We start from the raw sequence: 20,796 nt of genomic DNA on the forward strand, positions 1-20,796 counted from the left end.
ATGACAACAAAACACAGTACATTGCTAATCCTTGGTTCCGGACCAGCGGGATATACTGCGGCGGTTTATGCGGCGCGGGCGAATTTAAAACCGGTATTAATCACCGGATTGGCGCAAGGCGGCCAATTGATGACGACAACGGATGTTGATAACTGGCCAGCCGATGCCATGGGGGTGCAAGGGCCGGAGTTGATGGATCGATTCCAGAAGCACGCCGAGCGCTTTGAGACCGAGATTATTTTTGATCATATTCATACCGCCAAGCTGACTGAAAAACCGATTATGTTGATCGGTGATCAAGCAAGCTACACTTGTGACGCGCTGATCATTGCAACAGGAGCTTCTGCCCAATATCTTGGAATACCATCGGAAGAAGCATATATGGGGCGAGGCGTCTCGGCATGCGCGACTTGTGATGGTTTTTTTTATAAGGGGCAAGATGTTGCTGTCATAGGGGGCGGTAACACCGCGGTGGAGGAAGCTTTATATCTTGCTAACATTGCTCGAAGTGTTACGGTAGTGCACCGGCGTGATCAATTCCGCTCGGAAAAAATTCTAATCGACAAATTGATGGAAAGGGTTCAAAACGGCAATATCAAGCTGGCGTTGAACCATGTGCTGGATGAAGTGATCGGGGATCAATCCGGTGTCACCGGCATGCGCATCAAGAGTACACAAGATCAATCCACGAAAATAATTGACTTGCAGGGGGTTTTTATTGCCATCGGCCACAAGCCGAACACCGATATTTTTACTGGGCAATTGCAAATGGAAAATGGTTATATCGTGACTCGTGGCGGAGGCCAGGGAAATGCGACAGCAACCAATATCCCTGGGATATTTGCAGCAGGGGATGTTCAAGATCATATTTACCGGCAGGCGGTTACAAGTGCAGCCAGTGGTTGCATGGCCGCATTAGATGCAGAAAAGTACCTGGATGATCTCAAAAAATAAATTCGAAACTGGATCGATGTGAATCTGTGATAAGGCAATGACTCATAACGGCTCTACCAGCGACGACGATGATGAGTCGCTATTTCATACTGCGATGTGTGATGTAGCGCCATTACCAGTTTCCGACAAACTGCCGCAAAGCCGTGCGAGGATTTTGCCAATTCCGTATAAATCTAGAAATGAAACACTCTTGGCGGACAATTTTTCCGACCATATTGCGATCGCGTTGGAAACAGGTGATTCGTGGTCTTTTATGCGACCGGGTTTATCGGCTCAGACGCTGAAGAGATTACGCCGCGGTTACTGGAAAATCGATGACACATTGGATTTGCACGGATTTACTCGTGATGAAGCAAGGCAAGAATTGACTTTTTTCCTGGAAAATTGCTTACGGAATCAATACCGTTGTATTCGTATTATTCACGGGAAAGGATTAGGTTCAAAAGACCGTGAACCGGTTTTGAAGACAAAAATCGGTAATTGGTTGATTCAGTGCGCTGATGTGCTGGCCTTTTGCCAGGCAAGGCCAATTGATGGCGGAGGAGGGGCTCTGTTGGTCTTGCTCAGAAGTAAAAAATGAATTCGGTAAACAGCAACTCTATAGCGAAGGCGTCGATTTTTTCGGGAAGTCCTTTTCATACTTATTCTGACATTGAATGCAACGTTGTGCGGAGGGCTGTGCAAGCAGACGCTCAAATCCGATTTCGTTACCACAATCAATGCAATCGCCAAACTCAAGTTCACTGAGGTATTTCATTGATATTTCAAGCTCGCGCATTTCATTGATTTGCCGGTCAACCAAGGCAGTGTCGATTTCGTCTGGGATATTATTGAGATACTCGGCCAGTTCAGAATCGCTGATATCTTGAGTATGCGCGAGTTCGTCACGGATTACCTGTTGTAAATCCAGATACCGTTTGTGAAGTGCAGCCTTCAATTGAATTAATTGTTCTTCGGTAAAATTAGCCATTTTTACTTATATGGACACCTCCCGGTTTGGCAAGCAATATTTCGTGTTTTGGTAAAAAGGAAATCGGCTGCAGTCTTATATCCGGCCTTATTGCAGATTGGATTTCTGTCTGCGGGCCCTGGTGGAATTCGCCAAGAACGCCCTCATCTCCTCGTCGTGCTCGAAGCACTGGTAAAAATTCAGGTTTACGTTCTTGCGGTCCGACCTGTTTCGCCATCACACGGATTTATCTACCTGCGCAACCTATCAGCATTCCACTCCTTTTCAGTGGTTGTTCTTTGTTATGTGAGCACTTGGCTCACATAACCCTTTTGGTACTCTCGATCATGCGCTAAAATCGCCCACGCCGTTCGCGCCATCTTGTTGGCCATCGCAACAATGGCCACATTCGTCGGGCGCCTCTGGAGCAGTGCTTCACTCCACGCGCCTTTATCTTTGGCGTTGAACATGACGGCCCTGGTGCCATGGATCAGCAAGGTGCGTAAATACGTGTCGCCCCGTTTGCTGATACCTAACAGCTTGATCTTGCCGCCCGTGCCGCTCTGCCTTGGAACAAGCCCCACAAAGGCAGCAAATTCCCGCCCAGATTTAAAGCTATCTGCTTCACCCATCGTGGCGACAAGGGCAGTTGCCGTCAGCATTCCCACACTGGGGATCTCAGCAATCTTCCTGCATGCAGCCTGCTGTTTCTGCCAATCTTTGATTCTGCGTTCAATGTTCTTCACGTCCGCTTCGATTTCATCGAGCCGATTCAATTGCTCCTTGACTGCTTCAAACAGCACACCAGGTACGATTCCTTCCAGTTCAGTCATGCGCTGCTGTATTTCTGACAGACCTGCTTGTCTGCCGCCCTTCAACGTAACACCAAATTCGTAGAGTAAGCCGCGCAGCTGGTTCACTTGCATGGTACGGAACTTGATTAGCGATAATCTCATCCGGTGCAGTGCCAGCAGCGCTTGTTGATCTTCTGTTTTACCCGCAACCATGCGCATCCCCGGTTGCCGTACCGCCGTCCAGATTGCCTTGGCATCCGCCGCATCGGTCTTATTGCCTTGCACAAAGGGCCGGACAAACTTGGCGTGAATCAGTTTAACCTCATGTCCCAGTGCCATCAGTTTGCGTCGCCACCAGTGCGCGCTTCCGCATGCCTCAATTGCAATCAGCCCAGCTTCACGTTGCGCAAAAAATTCCAGCAATTCCTGCTTGCTAAACTTGCGGTTGTGTATCTCGCCGCTCTCGTGTGTCACCCAGCACAGTTGAAAAACTCGCTTTGCGATATCCAACCCATAGGTTGTAAAATTCATTTCAGCCCCTCCATCCGTTTGTGGAAAGATTCTATTATCTCCACCTTGGCACGTAGATGCCGTCAGGTCCGCGAGGGGCTCTAACTCAATTTCTATTGCTTACCCCGACTCCCCGGTGGGGAGGGAGGCGTCCATACCATCTCCTTAATTGCTATCTATTCATTCCCAATAATATTGCCGGAATCACTATTTTCAATCCTTTTTTAACCAGTAAGATGTAAGTCTTAAGAATTTTTATATGATTCTTTTGCTTGTAATCTTCTCAAATCAGCGAGTACCTCGGTTGAATTGCGTGATGCGTTCGCTGATAAATACATTCGAGCAATTTTTCCTTCCGGATCGATCAAGAAAGTATTTCTCCTGGCAAACTTGACGAATCCGAGATTTATCAGAGAGTGATAGTCAGCAGCGGTTCGGGTAGTGGTATCCGCCAATAGTGGAAATTGCAACTGATATTTCAGTGCGAATTCGGCGTGACTATTGCTGTCATCCACGCTCACACCGACGACGGCAGCTCCTAAATGAACCAAATCCTCCAAACCATCGCGAAAAGAACAGGCTTGTTTGGTGCAACCCGGCGTATCGTCTCTAGGGTAAAAATACAAAGCCAGCCATTTTCCATGAAAATCCGAGAGAGTATGGATCTTTCCCTGCTGGTCGGGAAGCCTGAAATCCGGTGCATGCTGGCCTAATTGGAGTGTTTTGTTCGTGGAAAAAAACCAAAACATGAATCCCAGCACTAGTAATGACGAGATGATTGTAAACGATTCCATGGGATTGATTCCTTAATCGGTGTGTTGAGTTTTGTCAATTTAATTCGGGATCAAATTCAAAATAATCAAACAGTATAAACAATCGTAGCGAACATTAATGCGCTGTATCGGATGCTGTTGGTATATTGTGTTTCCGCGATGGGTGAACTGGGATAGCACTCTACATCAGGACCAAGCAATAAAATGAAAGTTTCAGATAAGGCGCAATTAGAATACAAACCGTTTTACTGTACAGAAATTTAATCTAGTCAGTATCAGAACAATAGTCACTTCTCATGAGTAAGCGACTCGTTGCAGCGTTATTTGCAAATATGGTCAGTTCAGCGATTTATTAGTTGGATCCTGAAACTAGTGACTCAGAAGCTTTAAAGAAATCCATATATCCGGTTTATTCATTCTGTGAGATTAGCGTAAAATGCCGAATTCGCCCTGGTAGCTCAGTGGATAGAGCAACCCCCTCCTAAGGGGTAGGTCGCACGTTCGATTCGTGTTCAGGGCGCCAGTGAAGTTGGCTTAGCAATGATAGTGGGTAGAGCGCTTGTTTTGTATCTAAGAAGATCTATGTAAAATCATTGAAGAAGAGTCGGGTTTAATGATTTCATTGGGTATGTGTTCATTAGAGTTATGGTAACTATTAATTTCTTCGTTTAGAATTCGCAGCTCGGCAAAAGTTATGAACATCGGGATTCAGCGGGGGCTTGAGTTCTATTGTTGTAGAATTAAGGGAATAGCAAATCTCTGTATAGCTTTGATGCAACCAATCAATGTGCAACTAGGCAAGCACTGACCAGCTCTAAGGCTACAAAAAATGTTGCGCTATTTACCGAGATTGAGCAATCAATGAGTTTTATTTATTTTTAGATACATATTGTGTGACTTTAAACGTATGCACGCAATAAAAGAACAAATATCCATTGTTGGAGGGATAATCAAATGATCAAAGTACTACTTTCAAATCCGCGAGGGTTCTGTGCCGGTGTGGATCGTGCAATCGAAATTGTTGAACGTGCGCTAACGATGCATGGAGCGCCGATCTATGTTCGTCATGAAGTAGTGCATAATCGTTTTGTGGTTGAAAACTTGGAGAAAAAAGGTGCCGTGTTTGTGGAGCATTTGGATGAAGTGCCGCAAGACAGCATTCTTATCTTTAGCGCGCATGGTGTGTCGCACGCAGTACGCCGTGAAGCTGCGGAGCGCAAGTTAAAAGTTTTTGACGCGACTTGTCCGTTGGTTACTAAGGTTCATGTTGAAGTTGCGAAAATGCGCAAGGAAGGAAAAGAAATCATCATGATTGGCCACCAGGGGCATCCCGAAGTGGAAGGCACGATGGGGCAAATCGAGGGTGATGACAAGGGTATGTACTTGGTGGAAACGGAAATGGATGTCGAAACCCTGAATGTTAAAGATGAAGCTAACTTGGCGTATGTTACGCAAACTACCTTGTCCGTTGATGATGCTGCAAGGATTGTCGATGCGTTAAAAAAACGGTTTCCGATGATAACCGGTCCTAAAAAAGATGATATTTGTTACGCTACCCAGAATCGGCAGGATGCCGTGAAAAAAATGGTCAATCAATGTGATTTGGTCATTGTGGTTGGTTCTCCAAATAGCTCTAATTCTAACCGGTTGTGCGAAGTGGCTAGAAATGCGAATGTTGAGGCATATATGGTGGATCGTGCCGAGCAGTTGCAGGAAAGATGGTTTGTCGGGAAGAAAAATATTGGTATTACAGCAGGGGCTTCAGCTCCCGAGATTTTGGTCCAGCAAGTAATATCCCGTCTTAAGCAGATTGGCGCTGAACAAATCGGTGAAGATGTAACGATCGAAGAACTCAGTGGTGTGGTTGAATCCGTGGTGTTTCCTCTTCCCAAAGCTTGAATTGATCAATGGCCATCCCAACCGGCCTGATAAAAAGTGGTATCAAATGGCTGTGCTGTTCCCGTTAATTCATTAACCAGTATTTCAGCGCTACCGGGGGCCATAGTTACTCCATAGCGAAAATGTCCGCAATTAACTGATAAGTTACGGATTCTTGGGTGCCGCCCAATAGTCGGGATATTCTGAGGTGACCCGGGCCTTAGCCCCGACCAATGTTGTTTCACAGGCATTTGATATAGTTCTGGCAGGATTTTTCCTGCATTTCCAATTAGATATTCGAACGCGGCTGCGGTCGTTTGTTTGTTAAATCCCACATCTTCCAGAGTGCTGCCGATCAGGATATGGCCATCCTTGCGAGGGATAATGTAGAAGTTTTCCTTAACAATAATGTGATCTATCGGTGGAGTGTCAAATTTAAATAACAGCATTTGACCTCTTATCGGCTTGATGTCCAGTTTGAGTGCATGAATTCCTAATGTCTCTTTACTCCAGGCGCCGGTGCTGATGATTGTATGGTCGGCTTTAAATTTTCCACAAGATGTTTTGATAGACGTAATCTGTTGAGACTTTGTATTTAATGGGTAAACATTGCAGTCTTCAATAATCTTCCCGCCCAACTGTTTAATTCGGTTGTATAACGCGTGCAATAATCTTGGGTTTCGTACTTGAGCGATATCCGGCAGATATAATGCGCGATCATTATTCTCTGCGTTAGTTTGAGTGTGGGGTGCGATGGTGTGTTCTATTTTTATGCCGCGTGCTACGCACCAATCCTTCGCAATGTTTATTTGAATAGGCGGTAATATCAGCATACCGGATTTGTGGTATTCAGGATCTATCCCAGTATTTTTCTTCAGGCTGGACGTCCATGCTGGAAATAGTCCAGCACTATAACTGGCAAGCTGAGTTACCGCATTCGGATAGTTCCAGGGTAAGAGCGGTGACAAGATACCACCACCAGCCCAGGAAGACTCCTGTCCAATTTTGTTTCTTTCCAAAATCGTCACATTGGCGCCTTTTGCCAAAAGGCGCTCAGCTGATGTAAGACCAATGACCCCAGCGCCAATGATAATAATGTCCTGTTTCATGAAAATTGATTATCTGTATATCCAGAATGGAAAGTCTAGGTCAATCTAATTCTAACTCATACCGGTCATAGTAAAACCTAACTGATTATCCATGTCATCAATGAAGTAATTCATCTGTACTTCGCTAAAGTTTTTTGCAATTACATCCGCTAAAAAAAAAGACAAAAATAAGCTGGCTTAATTTAAAAGAAAGTAGTGAGAGTGACGGGAATCTCGGGAATGAATAAGGATCATATTTTTAATCAGTGGCAATATCAATGTGGTTTTACCATGGTTGAGTTACTTGTTACGTTAAGTCTGGCAAGTATTTTGCTTACCGTAGCGATACCCAGTTACCGTACGTTTATCCAAGATAATTTATTGGTTGCACAAAGCAATAACTTCGCATCTTCGATTGCATTAGCCAAGAGCGAGGCAATTAAACGTAGTAGTCAAACAACCTTGTGTCCGAGTACAAATGGTACCAGTTGTACCGGAGGTAACGTGTGGTCGAATGGCTGGTTAGTTTTTGCGGACGCTAACGGCAATGGGGTTGTTGATGCCGGAGATCAAATCTTGCATGTAAATGCGGCTTTTTCTGGTGGGAGCACTTTGAGATCAGGGCTGCGCACAAGAGTTACATTTGCAGCAAATGGTTTTTCATCAGGATTTAATGGCACCTTTTTATTATGTGACAGCAGGGGGATAACGCATTCAAAAGCATTGGTGTTAAATAATCAGGGCCGTCTTCGCACTGAAACAGGCACGGGAACATGCGAATGAAATGTGTATATTCGATACGAAAGCCGCTGAATGACAGCGGCTTCAGTCTAATAGAAGTTCTCATTACGATCTTGGTCGTATCTTTTGGCTTACTTGGTATGGCGGCGTTAATTTTGTCGGGGGCGCGAAGCAATAATATCGCACACTATCGTTCAATCGCTAGTAAGCAAACTGAAGACATAGCCGATCGAATGCGTGCGAATTTGGCCGGGGTTACTGCCGGGTCTTACAATGCACTTACAGCAACTATCCCCGCAAGTGACGACTGCTTGACGAATACTTGCAATGCAACACAAGTAGCAGCTTATGACCATGCGCAATGGAATACTGCCAATTCCAGGTTACTACCTGGCGGCATGGGAACGGTAAATGGCAATGTGGCAGCTGGATTTCTGATTACGCTAATGTGGACTGAAAAAGAAATGAATGGCGAGGCAGATCCCGCATGTCCAGGTGGAACGCCGGTCAATACTCGTTGCTTCTTGACAAGATTTTCTCCATAAAATGAATACTAATAAATTTGAATATTCCAGTCTTCGAGGCTTTAGCTTGGTTGAACTGATGATAGCTATGACGTTGGGGTTGATTTTGCTACTAGTTATCGGGACAGTCTTTGTCAGTAGCCGCCAGATTTTTCGTGAGCAAGAGGATAATGCCAGGCTTCAAGAAAGTGGCCGATACGCACTAGAAATTATTGGACGAAGTATCAAGCAAGCAGGTCATGTGGAGGTTCCTTTTACAGGCTTTAAGGTTGCCTTCGAAGGAACCGCTATCAGTGGTACAAATGGAGCAGGAGGTACATCTGATACTTTAACTATTCAATATGAAGGCGCTGTTGGGGATAGGGATTGCGAGGGTACTGGAGTGACTGTTGCCGGAAGAATTATTCAGAATCATTTTAATCTTGACACACTTAATGCACAGTTACAGTGTAAAGGCGATATTGCAGATATAGCTCCTGCACCAGCAGCAGCACCATCCGGAAGTGTTCTGCTGGAGAATGTCGAGGATTTACAAGTGCTTTACGGGATAGATACCAGCGGCAATCAATCCATCGATCAGTACACGGTGATGCCGGCAGATTGGAATCAAGTCGTGACTACGCGTATTTGTGTATTGATTCGTTCTGAGAAACTAAATGTGGTATCTGCTGGAAATTACCTCAATTGCAACGGCGATTCCGTAGCGATCCCATCTGATAGACGGCTAAGACGCGCATTTACGGCAACTATCAATTTGCGCAACCGTATAAATTCGGCGCCATGAATAAAAATCTCAATTTCCAATGTAAGCAAAAAGGGGCCGTGTTTGTTACCGGCCTGATCTTTCTTATGGTGCTAACCCTTTTGGGTACCACTGCGGTGAGAATGGCGACAGTAGAAGAACGGATGTCCGGAAATATGCGCGACCGCATGTTGGCAATGCAAGCGGCTGAAATGGGATTGCGTTACGCTGAACAACATATTCGGGATAACGATCCTACAACGAATTCACCGAAACCTATTGAAGGGATATCCGAATTTGATACCGGTTGCACGGATGGACTTTGTTATTACGGTTCGGGTGTTGAGGCTCCTGGAGCGGTGGTTGATACTGTGCCGTCATGGACTAGCTATTGTACGCCGACATGCCCGATTTCCTATGTCGAAGGGACTGTCTTCAGGGTTGACGGTGTGACATATACAGCGCCTTTGCTGCCTGTCGGAGTGCCTGCACCAACCTATCTTATTGAGGGAATAAGAAAAACACCACCTGGCGGTGTGTTGCGGCACTATTATCGGATAACAATTCGTGCTCAAGGTGCAAAACAAGGTACGGTTGTGTGGTTACAAGAAATATTCAGACCATAGTTCTAGAGATAGAAGAAAGGGGCTTAATATCATGAAGAGAAAATTCTTTAGCAATTCCTTATCAGATAGTTTGACAGGTGCAGCCTTACTTTTTGCCGTTAATTTGTCCCATGCACTTCCACCGTTATCAAATGGCCCGCTTTTTTTAGGAGGAAATATTTCTCCGAATGTGATGTTCACACTTGATGATTCAGGATCCATGCAGTTTGAAATCATGCCGGAAGAGTTGATCATCCAAGAAGTGCGTTACATGTTTCCACGTGCATCAGGTGTGTACGGAGCTGATGATTACAACAGCTACGTAGTCGATTTTGATCCAGCAAATAGGTATGCCGCAAAGTTACGTTCCAGTTATGCTAACAAAATTTATTACAATCCAACGGTCAGATATTTGCCTTGGAGTAATGCGGATGGATCATTGATGAGTAACGCCAGTCCCACATGTGCTTACCATAATCCATTTAACACTGGGGCGGGTTGCCGGAATCTTACCGTTAACAATACGCAAACAGCACGCTGGTTGCAAGATAATGGAACACGATCTTCGAGCACTTCTAGAACCTTCTATCCTGCAGTCTATTTTAATTACAATTCTGGCAGTATCAATGCTGCCAGCAGTTATACGCAAGTTCAGATTATATCAACAACTTCAACCTATACCGGCGGACCCAATCGTACCGATTGTGCGGCTGCCCCAACTTGCACTTATGCTGAAGAAATTCAGAATTTTGCTAATTGGTATACCTATTATCGATCTCGCATATTGTTGGCACGCGCAGGGATTGGACGGGCTTTTGCTGCGCAAGGTAATACTATGCGGGTTGGTTTTGCTGCGATCAATAAAGGTTCTACAACGGTCGATGGCGTAGCTACGACGGTTGTAAAAACAGGTGTTCGGCAATTTACCGGAACAGACAGAACAAATTTTTTTAATAATCTTTATGATCATGATATTCCGAAAGAAGGTACGCCGCTTCGGGAAGCATTGATGGCAGTCGGTGAATACTTTCAACGGACCGATGATAAAGGGCCTTGGGGGCTAACGCCGGGATCGACCGGCGGTACACAGCACGAATGCCGTCAAAATTATAATATCTTAATGACGGATGGTTACTGGTCCGAAACTTCTTTCACGAGCGTGGGAAATTCCGATAATGAGTCTGGCTCTTCAATTGTTAACAACTCATCTCCGGCTGTTCCAGCAACTTATAGTTATGTTCCGGGACTTCCTTACTCTGATGCTTATAGCAATACTTTAGCCGATGTGGCAATGCGTTATTGGAAGAATGATTTACGTACAGATTTATCCAATAAGGTTCCAACCAACCCGCATGATCCAGCTTTCTGGCAGCATTTGGTAAATTTTACCGTCGGTTTAGGCGTCCAAGGTTCCCGCTCTTCATTGCCAACTGGGTCAGAAGCCTGGCCAGATCCAACCTTAAATGATGCGAATAAAATTGATGATTTATGGCATGCGGCAGTGAACAGTCGCGGGGAATTTTTTAGCGCCGCTGATCCGGCAGCGTTTACGAATGCTTTAACGAATGCGCTCAGAACCATTGTTGCCAGAACAGGTTCTGCTTCCGCAGTAGCAGCTAATTCAAATTCATTGATGACGAATGGTCGTGTGTATCAAGCAAAATTTAACAGCGGTGATTGGAGTGGCCAGCTTCTATCAATTCCAATCAATTCCTCAGGTGTAATGGGAACGACCGAATGGAATGCCGGGGAAGTATCTCTTGCTTCGGGATCTATAAGTCCTTCTTCCCGGGTAATCATTACAAAAAGCAGTAGCGATGGGGTTTCATTCGAGTATGGTAATTTAACTTCTACGCAAAAAGATTTACTCAACAAAAATGCTTCGGGAGTTACCGATAATTGCGGACCTGAGAGAGTGGCATTTCTGCGAGGAGATGCAGTGCGGGAAAATGCAAGTGGAACATTTACTTGCGCCAGCTCGACAGCTATCAATAATTTTCGTGTTCGTCCCACTACAAAACTGGGGGATATCATTAATTCAGGTCCATTGTATGTAGGGAAACCGATCGCTGGTTATTCAAATGTAGATCATCCTGGGTATGCAGCTTTTAAAAATAATTATAAAGATCGTGTACCCATGATTTACGTGGGAGCTAATGATGGGATGTTGCATGGGTTTAATGCTTGTATTCCCGGCGTAACACCTGGATGCTCCAGCGCGGATGCCGGCAAGGAATTACTAGTCTATGTACCCAGCACAGCATATGAGAACCTAAGTAGATTATCAGATAGAGATTACACGGCTAATCATCGTTACTTTGTTGATGGTTCTCCAATGATGGGCGATGTATATTCAAGCGCTACTTCGACATGGAGAACTGTTTTAGTTAGTAGCTTAAATGGAGGGGGACAGGGTTATTTTGCACTTGATGTAACAAATCCGGCAGATGCGACAAAATCAGCTCCAACCTTTTCTGCGGCAAATGCAGCTAGTTTATTGTTATGGGAATTTACGAGTAATGATGATGCAGATATGGGGTATAGCCATAATCTTCCTCAAATCAATCCATTTACTAGTCAGGCGATGCAGATCGTTAAAATGGAAAATAATCAGTGGGCTGTGATTGTTGGTAATGGTTATAACAGTACGGGTGGCAAAGCAGTTCTGTATATTTTATTTATTTCTGGTGGAGAAGATGGTTCTTGGACAATAGGTACGGATTATATAAAGCTGATCGCTGATACTGGAACGGGAAACGGTCTTTCCACGCCGACTCCATTTGATTCAAACGGGAATGGTAAAGTCGATGTGATATATGCCGGTGATCTTAAAGGAAATCTATGGAAATTTGATGTAAGCTCTTCTACTCCAGCTAGCTGGAAAGTAGCTATTAGCGGCACACCATTATTTTCATCGGGTACAACTAAACCGATTATTTCTCCGCCATCGGTAAGCTTCCACCCCAAGGGGGGGCAGCTTGTCTTGTTTGGAACAGGTAAATATTTGGAGACAGCAGATACCACAACCACAAGTACCCAAACTATTTATGGTTTGTGGGATAACAATACAACTGCAACCTTAGCTGTGAGTTCACTTGTCCAACAAGTAATGACAGATGCTTCTATAAGAACACTGACACTGAATGCAGTATCGTACTCTACAACAGTTAAAGGTTGGTATATTAATTTACCAGTTAGCGGTGAAAGACTTACGGGCGTTCCTAGTTTGGAGGATGGTATTTTAGTATTCACCACGATTGTACCGTCCGCATCACCTTGTGATTTTGGAGGTAGAGGGTTTGTAAATGCAGTTAACTATCTGACAGGTGGAATGCTGCCATTTCCAGCATTTGATACCAATAGAAATCGAGTTCTGGCTCTTGACGATGGCTTATCCGCCGGGATGGAAATTGGTTTCTCAGTGGGTGGTGTTACGCGAATAAGAGGACATTCGAATGAACCACATGATATTTTCGTGTACTCAACCGCAGATGGTTCATTGAATCAAACGACTACAGCAAAGGGTGCGGCGGGGCTGAGAGGTAGAATTACCTGGCGTGAGCTAATTCAATAACAATCTGATCAATAGATATTTATTCACTTCTTGATATTATCAAAGCTATGAATTCAAAGTTTTCCACTATCAAAGCAACAGGGTTTACGTTAATTGAGTTGATGATTGCCGTTGCCATTTTAGGTATTCTCGCATCGGTTGCTTTACCTTCTTATCAAAATTACGTAAGACAATCTAACCGCGCTGTTGCAAAATCATTACTCTATGAAAATGCACAATTTATGGAACGATTTTATACACAAAATAATCAGTATGACGCGACTGTTGGCGCAGATGGTGTTGCGAATAGGGGGGGGGATGATATCGCGGTTGCATTGCCGATTACACAATCACCTAGAAATGGAACGGCTCAATATAATATTTCATTGCAAGCGGTAACGGATAACACATTTGTCCTCCAAGCAATTCCAACCGGGACAATGGCGGGTGATGTCTGCGGGACTCTAACGTTGACTCACACAGGCCTTCAGGGCGCTGATGGGAATGTCGCGGATTGTTGGAATCGCTAGCTTAGGCAAGAAAACGCTTATTTAGAGAAAGCTGTCGGAACAAGTCTACTGCTCTGAGAAGTTTCTGCTTATTCTCTGATTTCTTGTTCGATTTGATCAGCTGTTACATGGCGCACATCTTTGCCCTTTACCATATACACGACATATTCCGACATATTCTTGGCATGATCGCCGATACGCTCAATTGCTTTGGCGATAAAGACAATTTCCAAGCATGTGGAAATTTTTCTTGGATCTTCCATCATAAATGTAATTAATTGCCGCAAAATAGAGCGAAATTCTTCATCAACAAATTCATCCTGTCTTACAATTTGTGCGGCCGCGTTTAAATCCAACCGTGCAAATGAGTCCAGCGCTTTATGCAGCATATCCATGGCGATACTTGCTACATGTTTAATTTCATTAAAGCGAGGAATATGCATTCGATCCGAAGAATAAATTAATTTAGCCATCCGCGCGATTTTCGCGGCTTCATCACCGATACGTTCCAGATCAGTAATAGTTTTTATGACCATCATAATCATGCGCAAATCACTAGCAGTGGGTTGACGGCGTGCGATAATTTGATTGCAAATTTCATCGATCGATACTTCCATAGCATTTACTCGATGATCGCGGGTGATTACTTGATCGATCAATTCTTCATTTCCGCTGGTTAGCGCATCAATGGCATATTCGATCTGTTCTTCGACAAAACCACCCATTTGCAGTACACGAGTCCGTACTTCTTCGAGATCTGCATCGAACTGCTTAGAGATATGTTCTTTGTTTGCCATAAAATGTAGCCTTTGTCATTTCAAGATCAAATATGCGGGATTGAGCGGTTTACACTGATCAAACAGTAAGAGTGCGTACACCGTTATCTGTTCCCAGCAATAAGGTATTAGCTGGGCGTTGCGCAAAAAGTCCATTGGTTACAATACCTGTAATCTGGTTGAGTGTTGCTTCAAGTTCTACAGGATTCATAATTTGCAAACCATGGACATCCAAAATGACATTGCCGTTATCAGTTATAAAACCCTGGCGTAAAGCCGGATGTCCACCTAAATGAACGATCTCGCGCGCAACATAACTCCGCGCCATCGGAATCACTTCAATAGGCAAGGGGAATTTACCGAGAATGTTGACAAGCTTGGATTGATCGGTAATACACACAAATTTACGTGCAACTGCTGCAACAATCTTTTCCCGGGTTAATGCGCCACCGCCGCCTTTAATCATATGCAGGTGTTCTGTAATTTCATCGGCGCCATCCACATACACCGGCAAATCAGCGACATTATTCAGATCAAGCACTTCAATGCCATGACTCTTGAGACGTTGCGCTGTCGCGTCGGAGCTCGCAACTGCGCCTTCAATTTTGTGCTTAATTTTTGCTAATTCATCAATAAAATAATTTGCTGTAGAACCCGTACCTACACCCACGATACAACCGAGCGGGATATGTTGAATCGCTGCTGCTGCAACTGCCTTCTTTTGTTCATCTTGTGTCATTATGGCCATACTTTACAAAGAAATAATAATATAAGTTATCAGCATAGCGTTATCCGCTGAATTAGACAATGCTTCTGATAGTTGTAATAAATTGTTGTTTGATTACGGGTTGGAATAGAAGTACTATGGAAATGCTGAATTTTGGCTCTGCGATCGATTTGCTGTGCTTGCTTTTCCTGAGCGCCTATCGATCGTTTGTCCACGCGTACTGCACTCAATTTTCCTTGTATTTTTAGTTGTTTAACGGATTCTTGGGTTGTCCCACAACTTGATTACAGGAATATGTCAGTGATCCGGATACAAAACACTACACGAGGTGACAGAATGAAAAAAATCCTTAGTTTGTTGTTGATATCGGCAATTTTAGCAGCAATTATCATTGGTTCCGGCGTGTATAACATTGCGGCTACAGAGAAGCACTGGCCTATTACAGAAAAGTTAATTGAGTGGGTGCGCATCAGTTCTATCCATGCTCACTCAGAAAATATTGAAGTTCCATCGTTAGAAGATGGCGACGACATGCTCAAGATCGGTGCAACGCACTATCATGCAATGTGCACAAGCTGTCATTTAGCTCCCGGCATGAAATCAACCGAACTCTCGCTCGGTCTCTATCCGCAAGCGCCGGTTTTTTATCAACGTGAAACAATCGTTGATCAAGCTGAAATGCTGAGTTTGGCCAAGGCATACTTCTGGGTGATAAAAAATGGTATAAAAATGACGGCTATGCCAGCTTGGGGTTTGAGTCACGATGATGCATCCATCTGGGCGATGGTGGCATTTATTCTCAAAATGAGCGGCATGACTATGGAGCAGTATCAAGAGCTGACACATTCAACTCAGGATCATGGAACGAGTCATGAGCATCATGACCATGCACATTAACTTATCGCAATATTTGGAATTATGTTAGTTTCAACGGTAATAGCCGATGATCTTGTTGATAGCTATCGCCGTGCAATTTATCAGATTGATTCCGGTTCGGAATCAGTCGCTCTGCGAATCGATCAATTCTCACGATCCCTTTCAAATCTTTTAAGTGAACTTAAATGTACCCGTGCGGCAATTATCAGTGCGTATAATCCCTACAGTCAGCAATTAAGTCATGATGAAAACGAAACAGCGCATCAATCGCTGCATACGTTATTAATCCACCGGTCTTACCCTATCCTTGAATGCATTAATCTCGATCCATCGGAGAATTGGCCCGTGGAAAAAAGTTTTTTTGTGGCGGGTTTGGATTTTGATATCGCTAAATTTATCGGGCAACAGTACTCGCAGAATGCGATTTTATGGATTGATGAGGATGCTGTTCCTCGTTTAGTCTTGTTACGCTGACAGCATGTAAAATGAGTTGTAGCTCATTTGCAATTTTCTACGGAAATTTTTATCAAATCGATTCGGTATGGTTGGTAACGCAAACCGGATGTTATACTCATTTTTTTCAATAACAGTTTGGGAGACAACGATGAAAAAAACACTCACCTTTCTGACTCTGGCTTTTCTCAGTTTTGGATTGTTCGCTTTTGATGCTGAAGCAAAGCGCATGGGCGGCGGTAAAAATATCGGTACACAACGGCAAGCGGTAAACAAACAGCAAGCAGCACCCACGCCACAGCAAACGCCTGCTGCAGCACCTGCGGCGGCATCGAGTGGCAGCAAATGGGGCGGAGCATTGGCTGGTCTGGCGGCCGGCGGTCTTTTGGCGGCGCTTTTCATGGGTGGTGCGTTTGAAAACATCAATATGATGGATTTTGTTGTTCTGGCATTATTGATTGGCGCGGTATTTTTCATTATCCGCATGCTGCGCAAACCCAGAACTGACGGACAAGCAGCTTCCATGCAATATTCTGGCATGAATACCGCGACACAGGATCGTTTTCAAGCGCCTCCGTTTGCTGGGGGAACCGCATCAACAACGAGCAACAGCCCGTCAAATCAACCGAATATTCCTGCTGACTTTAAAGTAGAACCATTTTTGCGTAATGCAAAAACCTCATTTATTCGTTTGCAGTCTGCGCATGACCGCGGTGATGTGAATGAGATCCGTGACTATGCAACTCCGGAAATGCTCGCTGAAATCAGCGCGCAGATCAAAGAACGGGGTGATGAGCAGCAGCAAACCGAAGTCATGTTTATTGATGCCAATCTGCTGGAAGTTGAAACGACCAGCGATATGGCGATTGCCAGTGTCCGCTTTACCGGACAACTGCGTGATTTACCGGATGGCGAGCCTGAAGCGTTCGATGAAATATGGCACGTGCAAAAAGATCTGAAAGATCCCGATGCAACCTGGTTACTCGCGGGCATTCAGCAAGTTTCCTAAGGAAACACTGATTAATTGCTTGCACAAGCGATTTGCTGCGTTGGGTGGTGCTCAAAAACTCGCCTATCAGATTGATATGTCTCGTTTCTTGCGCTCCATCCGCCTTGCATCTCATCTTGCTCAAGCGAATTAATCAGCGTTTCCCTAATTTCAATTCCTACTAAAACCCGGGCGGCAAGTCGTTGCAAAATTCACTTGCTGCACCGGGTTTCACAATAGGTTTCCTGCGCTGCAGATACCACACGCTGGTGATTCCTATGAATGCTTTGTTCCCATGGAATGTGAGTTGAGATAGCGATCTACTTATGTATACGCGATGCTCGAAAGTCATACTGGTATGGTCGATAGCACTATTCGTGACATTGGTGACGTTCAGCAATATTACCGATTACGACTCGAATTTTTTCTTTGTCAGCCATGTGCTGATGATGGACACCACTTTTCCCGATAACAAAGGACTGTGGCGCGCCATCGACTCACCGCTGATCCATCATGCCGTGTATATTTTTATTATTGCAGTAGAAGCGCTGATCGCAGGGCTCTGCTGGCTCGGTGGCTGGCGCTTGTGCCGGTGTATCAAAGATCCCGTATCCTTTAATCAAGCGAAAAGCACAGCAATTCTGGGACTAACCCTTGGTTTTCTGTTGTGGTTTACCGGATTCATGACCATTGGCGGCGAATGGTTTCTGATGTGGCAATCGGAAGTTGCCAATGGACAGCAGGCCGCGTTCCGCTTCGCAATGATCATCGCTGTAACGCTCGTCTATCTGATTCAGGTTGATGACGAACGTCATGCCTAAATGATCATCGAGACCTGTTAAATCTTGCTCAGCCTAGCGTCAATTTGATTTGATACTATTATCTCAGCGAGATTCAAAGTGAGATTGCAGCGCAGCAATACCAGCCTGAGCAATCTGTGCGTCTTGGAATGACCGCACGCCGCTAACGCCCACCGCACCGACGAATTGATCATCGACAATAATGGGCAACCCGCCTTCCACGGGTAACGCGCCGGGCAATTTCAGGTAATGCAAGCGCCCCTCGGTGATGTTCTCTTCCAGAACTTTTGTCGGACGCTGGAAAGCGATCGCAGCACGGGCTTTTTCAATGGCAACAGTGACGCTGCCAAACTGGGTATTGTCCAACCGCTGCAGGTACAATAAGTGGCCGCCATCATCAACGATGGCAATTACTACCGGCCACTGATTCTGCAACGCTTCGCTTTCGGAGGCTGCGGCGATTAGCTTTACATCGTCCAGCGTGAGCATTATTTTTTGAGTCGTCATGATAAATATGGTAGATCGTCAGTGTTTATTTTTCGCAAACGGGTCAAATGCCGGCGCCATTTTCAAATATTTCATGCCGTGTATGGGCTTGCGTGATATTGCTGCCTGGCGGTACGCTCCGTGTCAGCCACACATTACCGCCTATGGTTGAACCCCGGCCAATGGTAATGCGGCCCAGAATCGTCGCGCCGGCATAAATCACGACATCATCTTCCACAATCGGATGGCGCAAGTTGCCTTTTACCAAGGCGCCGTTTTCATCGACCGGGAAACGCTTGGCGCCTAACGTCACTGCTTGATAGAGGCGGACATTCTGGCCGATGATGGCGGTTTCACCGATCACGACGCCGGTGCCGTGGTCGATGAAAAAGCTGCCGCCGATTTGCGCACCCGGATGGATTTCAATGCCCGTCGCAGAGTGGGCGATTTCTGAAATCATGCGAGCAATTAATGGTACGCCAAGTCCGTGCAGAACATGCGCTAGCCGGTAATGCGTGATCGCCATGATGCCGGGATAACAAACCAGCACTTCATCGACATTCCGCGCCGCTGGATCCCCTTCATAGGCGGCTTTGATGTCGCTCTCCAGCAGGCGGCGAACTTCCGGCAAGCTTTTAGCAAACGCTTGGGTAATGGCTACCGATTGCGCGCGATCTTCATCGCTTAGAATTTCCAGGCCGGAGTTGTAGTGTAATTCGTGCTGAATTTGCACCATCAACTCGCGCAGTGTCATATTCAGAATATGTCCGACATAGTGATCGATACCTTCGTCGGCCAGCTCTGCCGAACCCAATCGATTTGGAAACATCGCCGCACTGAGACCTTCTGCGACACTTGCCAGAATTTTACGCGATGGCAGACGAGGAGGCCGATCGTGGCGATTACGGCTTTCCAGCGATGCTATCCGCAGTGCGCGCAGCTCACCGACGATGCTATCGATATCCAGGTACGTGCTGCGCAGCAAGAGCTCTCGGGTTCTTTTACTATTGTTCACTATGCTGTCAAACCTTGTGCATCAAACATCCCTTCAAACAGGATGCTGCTGAGATAGCGTTCGGCGGAATCCGGCAGGATCACCACGATGGTTTTGCCGGCGTTTCCCGGACGTTTGGCATGGCGTACCGCAGCCGCTACCGCAGCACCGCAGGAGATACCCGCGAGTATGCCTTCTTCGCGAGCTAGGCGGCGAGCGTATTCTATCGCCTCTTCATTGCTGACTTGCTCGACTTCATCGACCAGCGACAAATCCAGATTATCCGGCACGAAACCCGCGCCGATTCCTTGAATCTTATGAGGCCCGGGTGCTAATGAAGCGCCGGCGCGTTTCTGCGACAACACCGGACTTGCGGTCGGTTCAACAGCTACTGAGGTGATCGCTTTGCCTTTGGTTTGCTTGATGTAACGGGAAACACCGGTAATCGTGCCGCCGGTTCCGACACCTGCGACAAAAATATCGACAGCGCCATCGGTGTCGTTCCATATTTCCGGGCCGGTGGTTTTTTCATGAATCGCGGGGTTGGCGGGATTCTTGAATTGTTGTAGCAACACATAGCGCCCGGGGTTGGAAGCGACGATTTCTTCCGCCTTGGCAATCGCACCACTCATCCCACGCGCGCCTTCGGTCAGCTCCAGTTTTGCGCCGAGCGCAACCAGCAGTTTCAGCCGTTCCAGGCTCATAGTTTCCGGCATCGTCAAGGTCAATGGTATGCCGCGAGCTGCTGCCACAAAAGCCAATGCGATGCCGGTATTGCCACTGGTCGGCTCGACAATTTCTTTTCCGGGGCCTAGTAATCCTTTTTGTTGCGCGTCATCGATCATTGCCGCACCGATGCGGCATTTAACCGAATAAGCGGGATTACGTCCCTCAATTTTTCCAAGCACCAGCGCGGGTGCGCCATCGGTTACCCGGTTGAGACGCACTAGCGGTGTACGTCCAATCGATAATGAATTATCTTCAAACCAATTTGCCATGATTTTCCTTTTAGTTGACGTTGCGCGAACTGCATGTTCATTCAGTCAGTAAATTTTGCCCCGGAATTCGTTGCCGGA

Annotated in this window: 22 protein-coding genes and 1 tRNA gene; 14 read left to right on the forward strand and 9 right to left on the reverse strand. The window is 45.7% G+C overall.

The features are described 5' to 3' along the window. Both trxB and ACV7NC_RS11650 read left to right on the forward strand, forming a co-directional pair. Nucleotides 1–954, forward strand: a complete 954-nt coding sequence (gene trxB, locus ACV7NC_RS11645; protein WP_458152742.1) for a thioredoxin-disulfide reductase — start codon at nucleotides 1–3, stop codon at nucleotides 952–954. 37 nt (nucleotides 955–991) lie between these two features. Continuing rightward, nucleotides 992–1,534: a Smr/MutS family protein gene (locus tag ACV7NC_RS11650; RefSeq protein WP_458152743.1), complete on the forward strand. Its 543-nt coding sequence runs from the start codon at nucleotides 992–994 to the stop codon at nucleotides 1,532–1,534. A gap of 18 nt (nucleotides 1,535–1,552) precedes the next feature. Here the strand turns inward: ACV7NC_RS11650 and ACV7NC_RS11655 are convergent, their stop codons facing one another. The 3 genes from ACV7NC_RS11655 to ACV7NC_RS11665 all read right to left on the reverse strand — a co-directional run bounded on the left by ACV7NC_RS11655 (nucleotide 1,553) and on the right by ACV7NC_RS11665 (nucleotide 4,001). Further along, the gene (locus tag ACV7NC_RS11655; RefSeq protein ID WP_458152744.1) at nucleotides 1,553–1,924 is read right to left on the reverse strand and encodes a TraR/DksA family transcriptional regulator; all 372 of its coding nucleotides are present in this window, start codon (nucleotides 1,922–1,924) and stop codon (nucleotides 1,553–1,555) included. Nucleotides 1,925–2,205: 281 nt separating this feature from the next. After that, entirely contained in the window at nucleotides 2,206–3,228 is a 1,023-nt protein-coding gene (locus ACV7NC_RS11660) for an IS110 family RNA-guided transposase (RefSeq protein WP_458152745.1), read from the reverse strand. A 224-nt stretch (nucleotides 3,229–3,452) separates the two neighbouring features. Then, nucleotides 3,453–4,001 carry a peroxiredoxin gene (locus ACV7NC_RS11665; protein ID WP_458152746.1) on the reverse strand — a complete coding sequence of 183 codons (549 nt, stop codon included), beginning with the start codon at nucleotides 3,999–4,001 and terminating at the stop codon, nucleotides 3,453–3,455. Between the two features lie 426 nt (nucleotides 4,002–4,427). Here ACV7NC_RS11665 and ACV7NC_RS11670 point away from each other — a divergent pair. Together ACV7NC_RS11670 and ispH are read left to right on the forward strand one after the other, a co-directional pair. After that, a tRNA-Arg gene (locus ACV7NC_RS11670) sits at nucleotides 4,428–4,503 on the forward strand. Between the two features lie 431 nt (nucleotides 4,504–4,934). Beyond that, nucleotides 4,935–5,879, forward strand: a complete 945-nt coding sequence (gene ispH / locus ACV7NC_RS11675; protein WP_458152747.1) for a 4-hydroxy-3-methylbut-2-enyl diphosphate reductase — start codon at nucleotides 4,935–4,937, stop codon at nucleotides 5,877–5,879. A gap of 5 nt (nucleotides 5,880–5,884) precedes the next feature. On the opposite strand, the gene thiO is transcribed toward ispH, so the two are convergent. Further along, nucleotides 5,885–6,967, reverse strand: a complete 1,083-nt coding sequence (gene thiO / locus ACV7NC_RS11680; RefSeq protein ID WP_458152748.1) for a glycine oxidase ThiO — start codon at nucleotides 6,965–6,967, stop codon at nucleotides 5,885–5,887. A gap of 219 nt (nucleotides 6,968–7,186) precedes the next feature. Here thiO and ACV7NC_RS11685 point away from each other — a divergent pair, with 219 nt between their 5' ends. Genes ACV7NC_RS11685 through ACV7NC_RS11710 form a run of 6 tightly spaced genes read left to right on the forward strand, consistent with a single transcriptional unit; the run spans nucleotide 7,187 to nucleotide 13,641 of the window. Continuing rightward, the gene (locus ACV7NC_RS11685) at nucleotides 7,187–7,729 is read left to right on the forward strand and encodes a GspH/FimT family pseudopilin (protein WP_458152749.1); all 543 of its coding nucleotides are present in this window, start codon (nucleotides 7,187–7,189) and stop codon (nucleotides 7,727–7,729) included. Continuing rightward, entirely contained in the window at nucleotides 7,726–8,232 is a 507-nt protein-coding gene (gene pilV, locus ACV7NC_RS11690) for a type IV pilus modification protein PilV (RefSeq protein ID WP_458152750.1), read from the forward strand. Before ACV7NC_RS11685 ends, pilV begins: the two co-directional genes overlap by 4 nt. A gap of 1 nt (nucleotide 8,233) precedes the next feature. Then, nucleotides 8,234–8,995 (forward strand): PilW family protein, encoded by a 762-nt coding sequence (locus tag ACV7NC_RS11695; RefSeq protein ID WP_458152751.1) that lies wholly within the window; start codon nucleotides 8,234–8,236, stop codon nucleotides 8,993–8,995. Next, nucleotides 8,992–9,579: a pilus assembly PilX family protein gene (locus ACV7NC_RS11700; protein ID WP_458152752.1), complete on the forward strand. Its 588-nt coding sequence runs from the start codon at nucleotides 8,992–8,994 to the stop codon at nucleotides 9,577–9,579. Before ACV7NC_RS11695 ends, ACV7NC_RS11700 begins: the two co-directional genes overlap by 4 nt. A 31-nt stretch (nucleotides 9,580–9,610) precedes the next feature. Then, the gene (locus ACV7NC_RS11705; RefSeq protein ID WP_458152753.1) at nucleotides 9,611–13,132 is read left to right on the forward strand and encodes a pilus assembly protein; all 3,522 of its coding nucleotides are present in this window, start codon (nucleotides 9,611–9,613) and stop codon (nucleotides 13,130–13,132) included. Between the two features lie 47 nt (nucleotides 13,133–13,179). Further along, on the forward strand, nucleotides 13,180–13,641 hold the full coding sequence (locus ACV7NC_RS11710) for a type IV pilin protein (protein WP_458152754.1): 462 nt from the start codon (nucleotides 13,180–13,182) through the stop codon (nucleotides 13,639–13,641). A 68-nt stretch (nucleotides 13,642–13,709) separates the two neighbouring features. Here the strand turns inward: ACV7NC_RS11710 and phoU are convergent, their stop codons facing one another. Both phoU and rpiA read right to left on the reverse strand, forming a co-directional pair. Then, nucleotides 13,710–14,417, reverse strand: coding sequence for a phosphate signaling complex protein PhoU (gene phoU / locus ACV7NC_RS11715; RefSeq protein ID WP_458152755.1), 708 nt, complete (start codon nucleotides 14,415–14,417; stop codon nucleotides 13,710–13,712). 58 nt (nucleotides 14,418–14,475) lie between these two features. Continuing rightward, nucleotides 14,476–15,135: a ribose-5-phosphate isomerase RpiA gene (gene rpiA / locus ACV7NC_RS11720; protein WP_458152757.1), complete on the reverse strand. Its 660-nt coding sequence runs from the start codon at nucleotides 15,133–15,135 to the stop codon at nucleotides 14,476–14,478. 324 nt (nucleotides 15,136–15,459) lie between these two features. Here rpiA and ACV7NC_RS11725 point away from each other — a divergent pair, with 324 nt between their 5' ends. The 4 genes from ACV7NC_RS11725 to ACV7NC_RS11740 all read left to right on the forward strand — a co-directional run bounded on the left by ACV7NC_RS11725 (nucleotide 15,460) and on the right by ACV7NC_RS11740 (nucleotide 18,261). Further along, nucleotides 15,460–16,020, forward strand: a complete 561-nt coding sequence (locus ACV7NC_RS11725) for a c-type cytochrome (protein ID WP_458152758.1) — start codon at nucleotides 15,460–15,462, stop codon at nucleotides 16,018–16,020. Nucleotides 16,021–16,041: 21 nt separating this feature from the next. Beyond that, a complete protein-coding gene (locus ACV7NC_RS11730) occupies nucleotides 16,042–16,473 on the forward strand; it encodes a DUF3293 domain-containing protein (protein ID WP_458152759.1) in 432 nt (143 codons plus the stop codon). Between the two features lie 130 nt (nucleotides 16,474–16,603). Beyond that, the gene (locus tag ACV7NC_RS11735; RefSeq protein WP_458152760.1) at nucleotides 16,604–17,461 is read left to right on the forward strand and encodes a Tim44 domain-containing protein; all 858 of its coding nucleotides are present in this window, start codon (nucleotides 16,604–16,606) and stop codon (nucleotides 17,459–17,461) included. A gap of 305 nt (nucleotides 17,462–17,766) precedes the next feature. Beyond that, nucleotides 17,767–18,261: a DUF2165 family protein gene (locus tag ACV7NC_RS11740; RefSeq protein ID WP_458152761.1), complete on the forward strand. Its 495-nt coding sequence runs from the start codon at nucleotides 17,767–17,769 to the stop codon at nucleotides 18,259–18,261. Nucleotides 18,262–18,324: 63 nt separating this feature from the next. Here ACV7NC_RS11740 and ACV7NC_RS11745 read toward each other — a convergent pair whose 3' ends face one another. From ACV7NC_RS11745 to cysK, 3 genes are read right to left on the reverse strand one after another with little or no spacing between them, the layout of a single operon-like run. Further along, entirely contained in the window at nucleotides 18,325–18,747 is a 423-nt protein-coding gene (locus tag ACV7NC_RS11745; protein ID WP_458152762.1) for a GlcG/HbpS family heme-binding protein, read from the reverse strand. Between the two features lie 43 nt (nucleotides 18,748–18,790). Further along, entirely contained in the window at nucleotides 18,791–19,741 is a 951-nt protein-coding gene (epsC, locus tag ACV7NC_RS11750; RefSeq protein WP_458152763.1) for a serine O-acetyltransferase EpsC, read from the reverse strand. Continuing rightward, the gene (cysK, locus tag ACV7NC_RS11755) at nucleotides 19,741–20,718 is read right to left on the reverse strand and encodes a cysteine synthase A (protein ID WP_458152764.1); all 978 of its coding nucleotides are present in this window, start codon (nucleotides 20,716–20,718) and stop codon (nucleotides 19,741–19,743) included. The genes epsC and cysK overlap by 1 nt, the downstream gene beginning before the upstream one ends. Nucleotides 20,719–20,796: the final 78 nt, after the last annotated feature.

The organism is Nitrosomonas limosa (assembly GCF_054188085.1).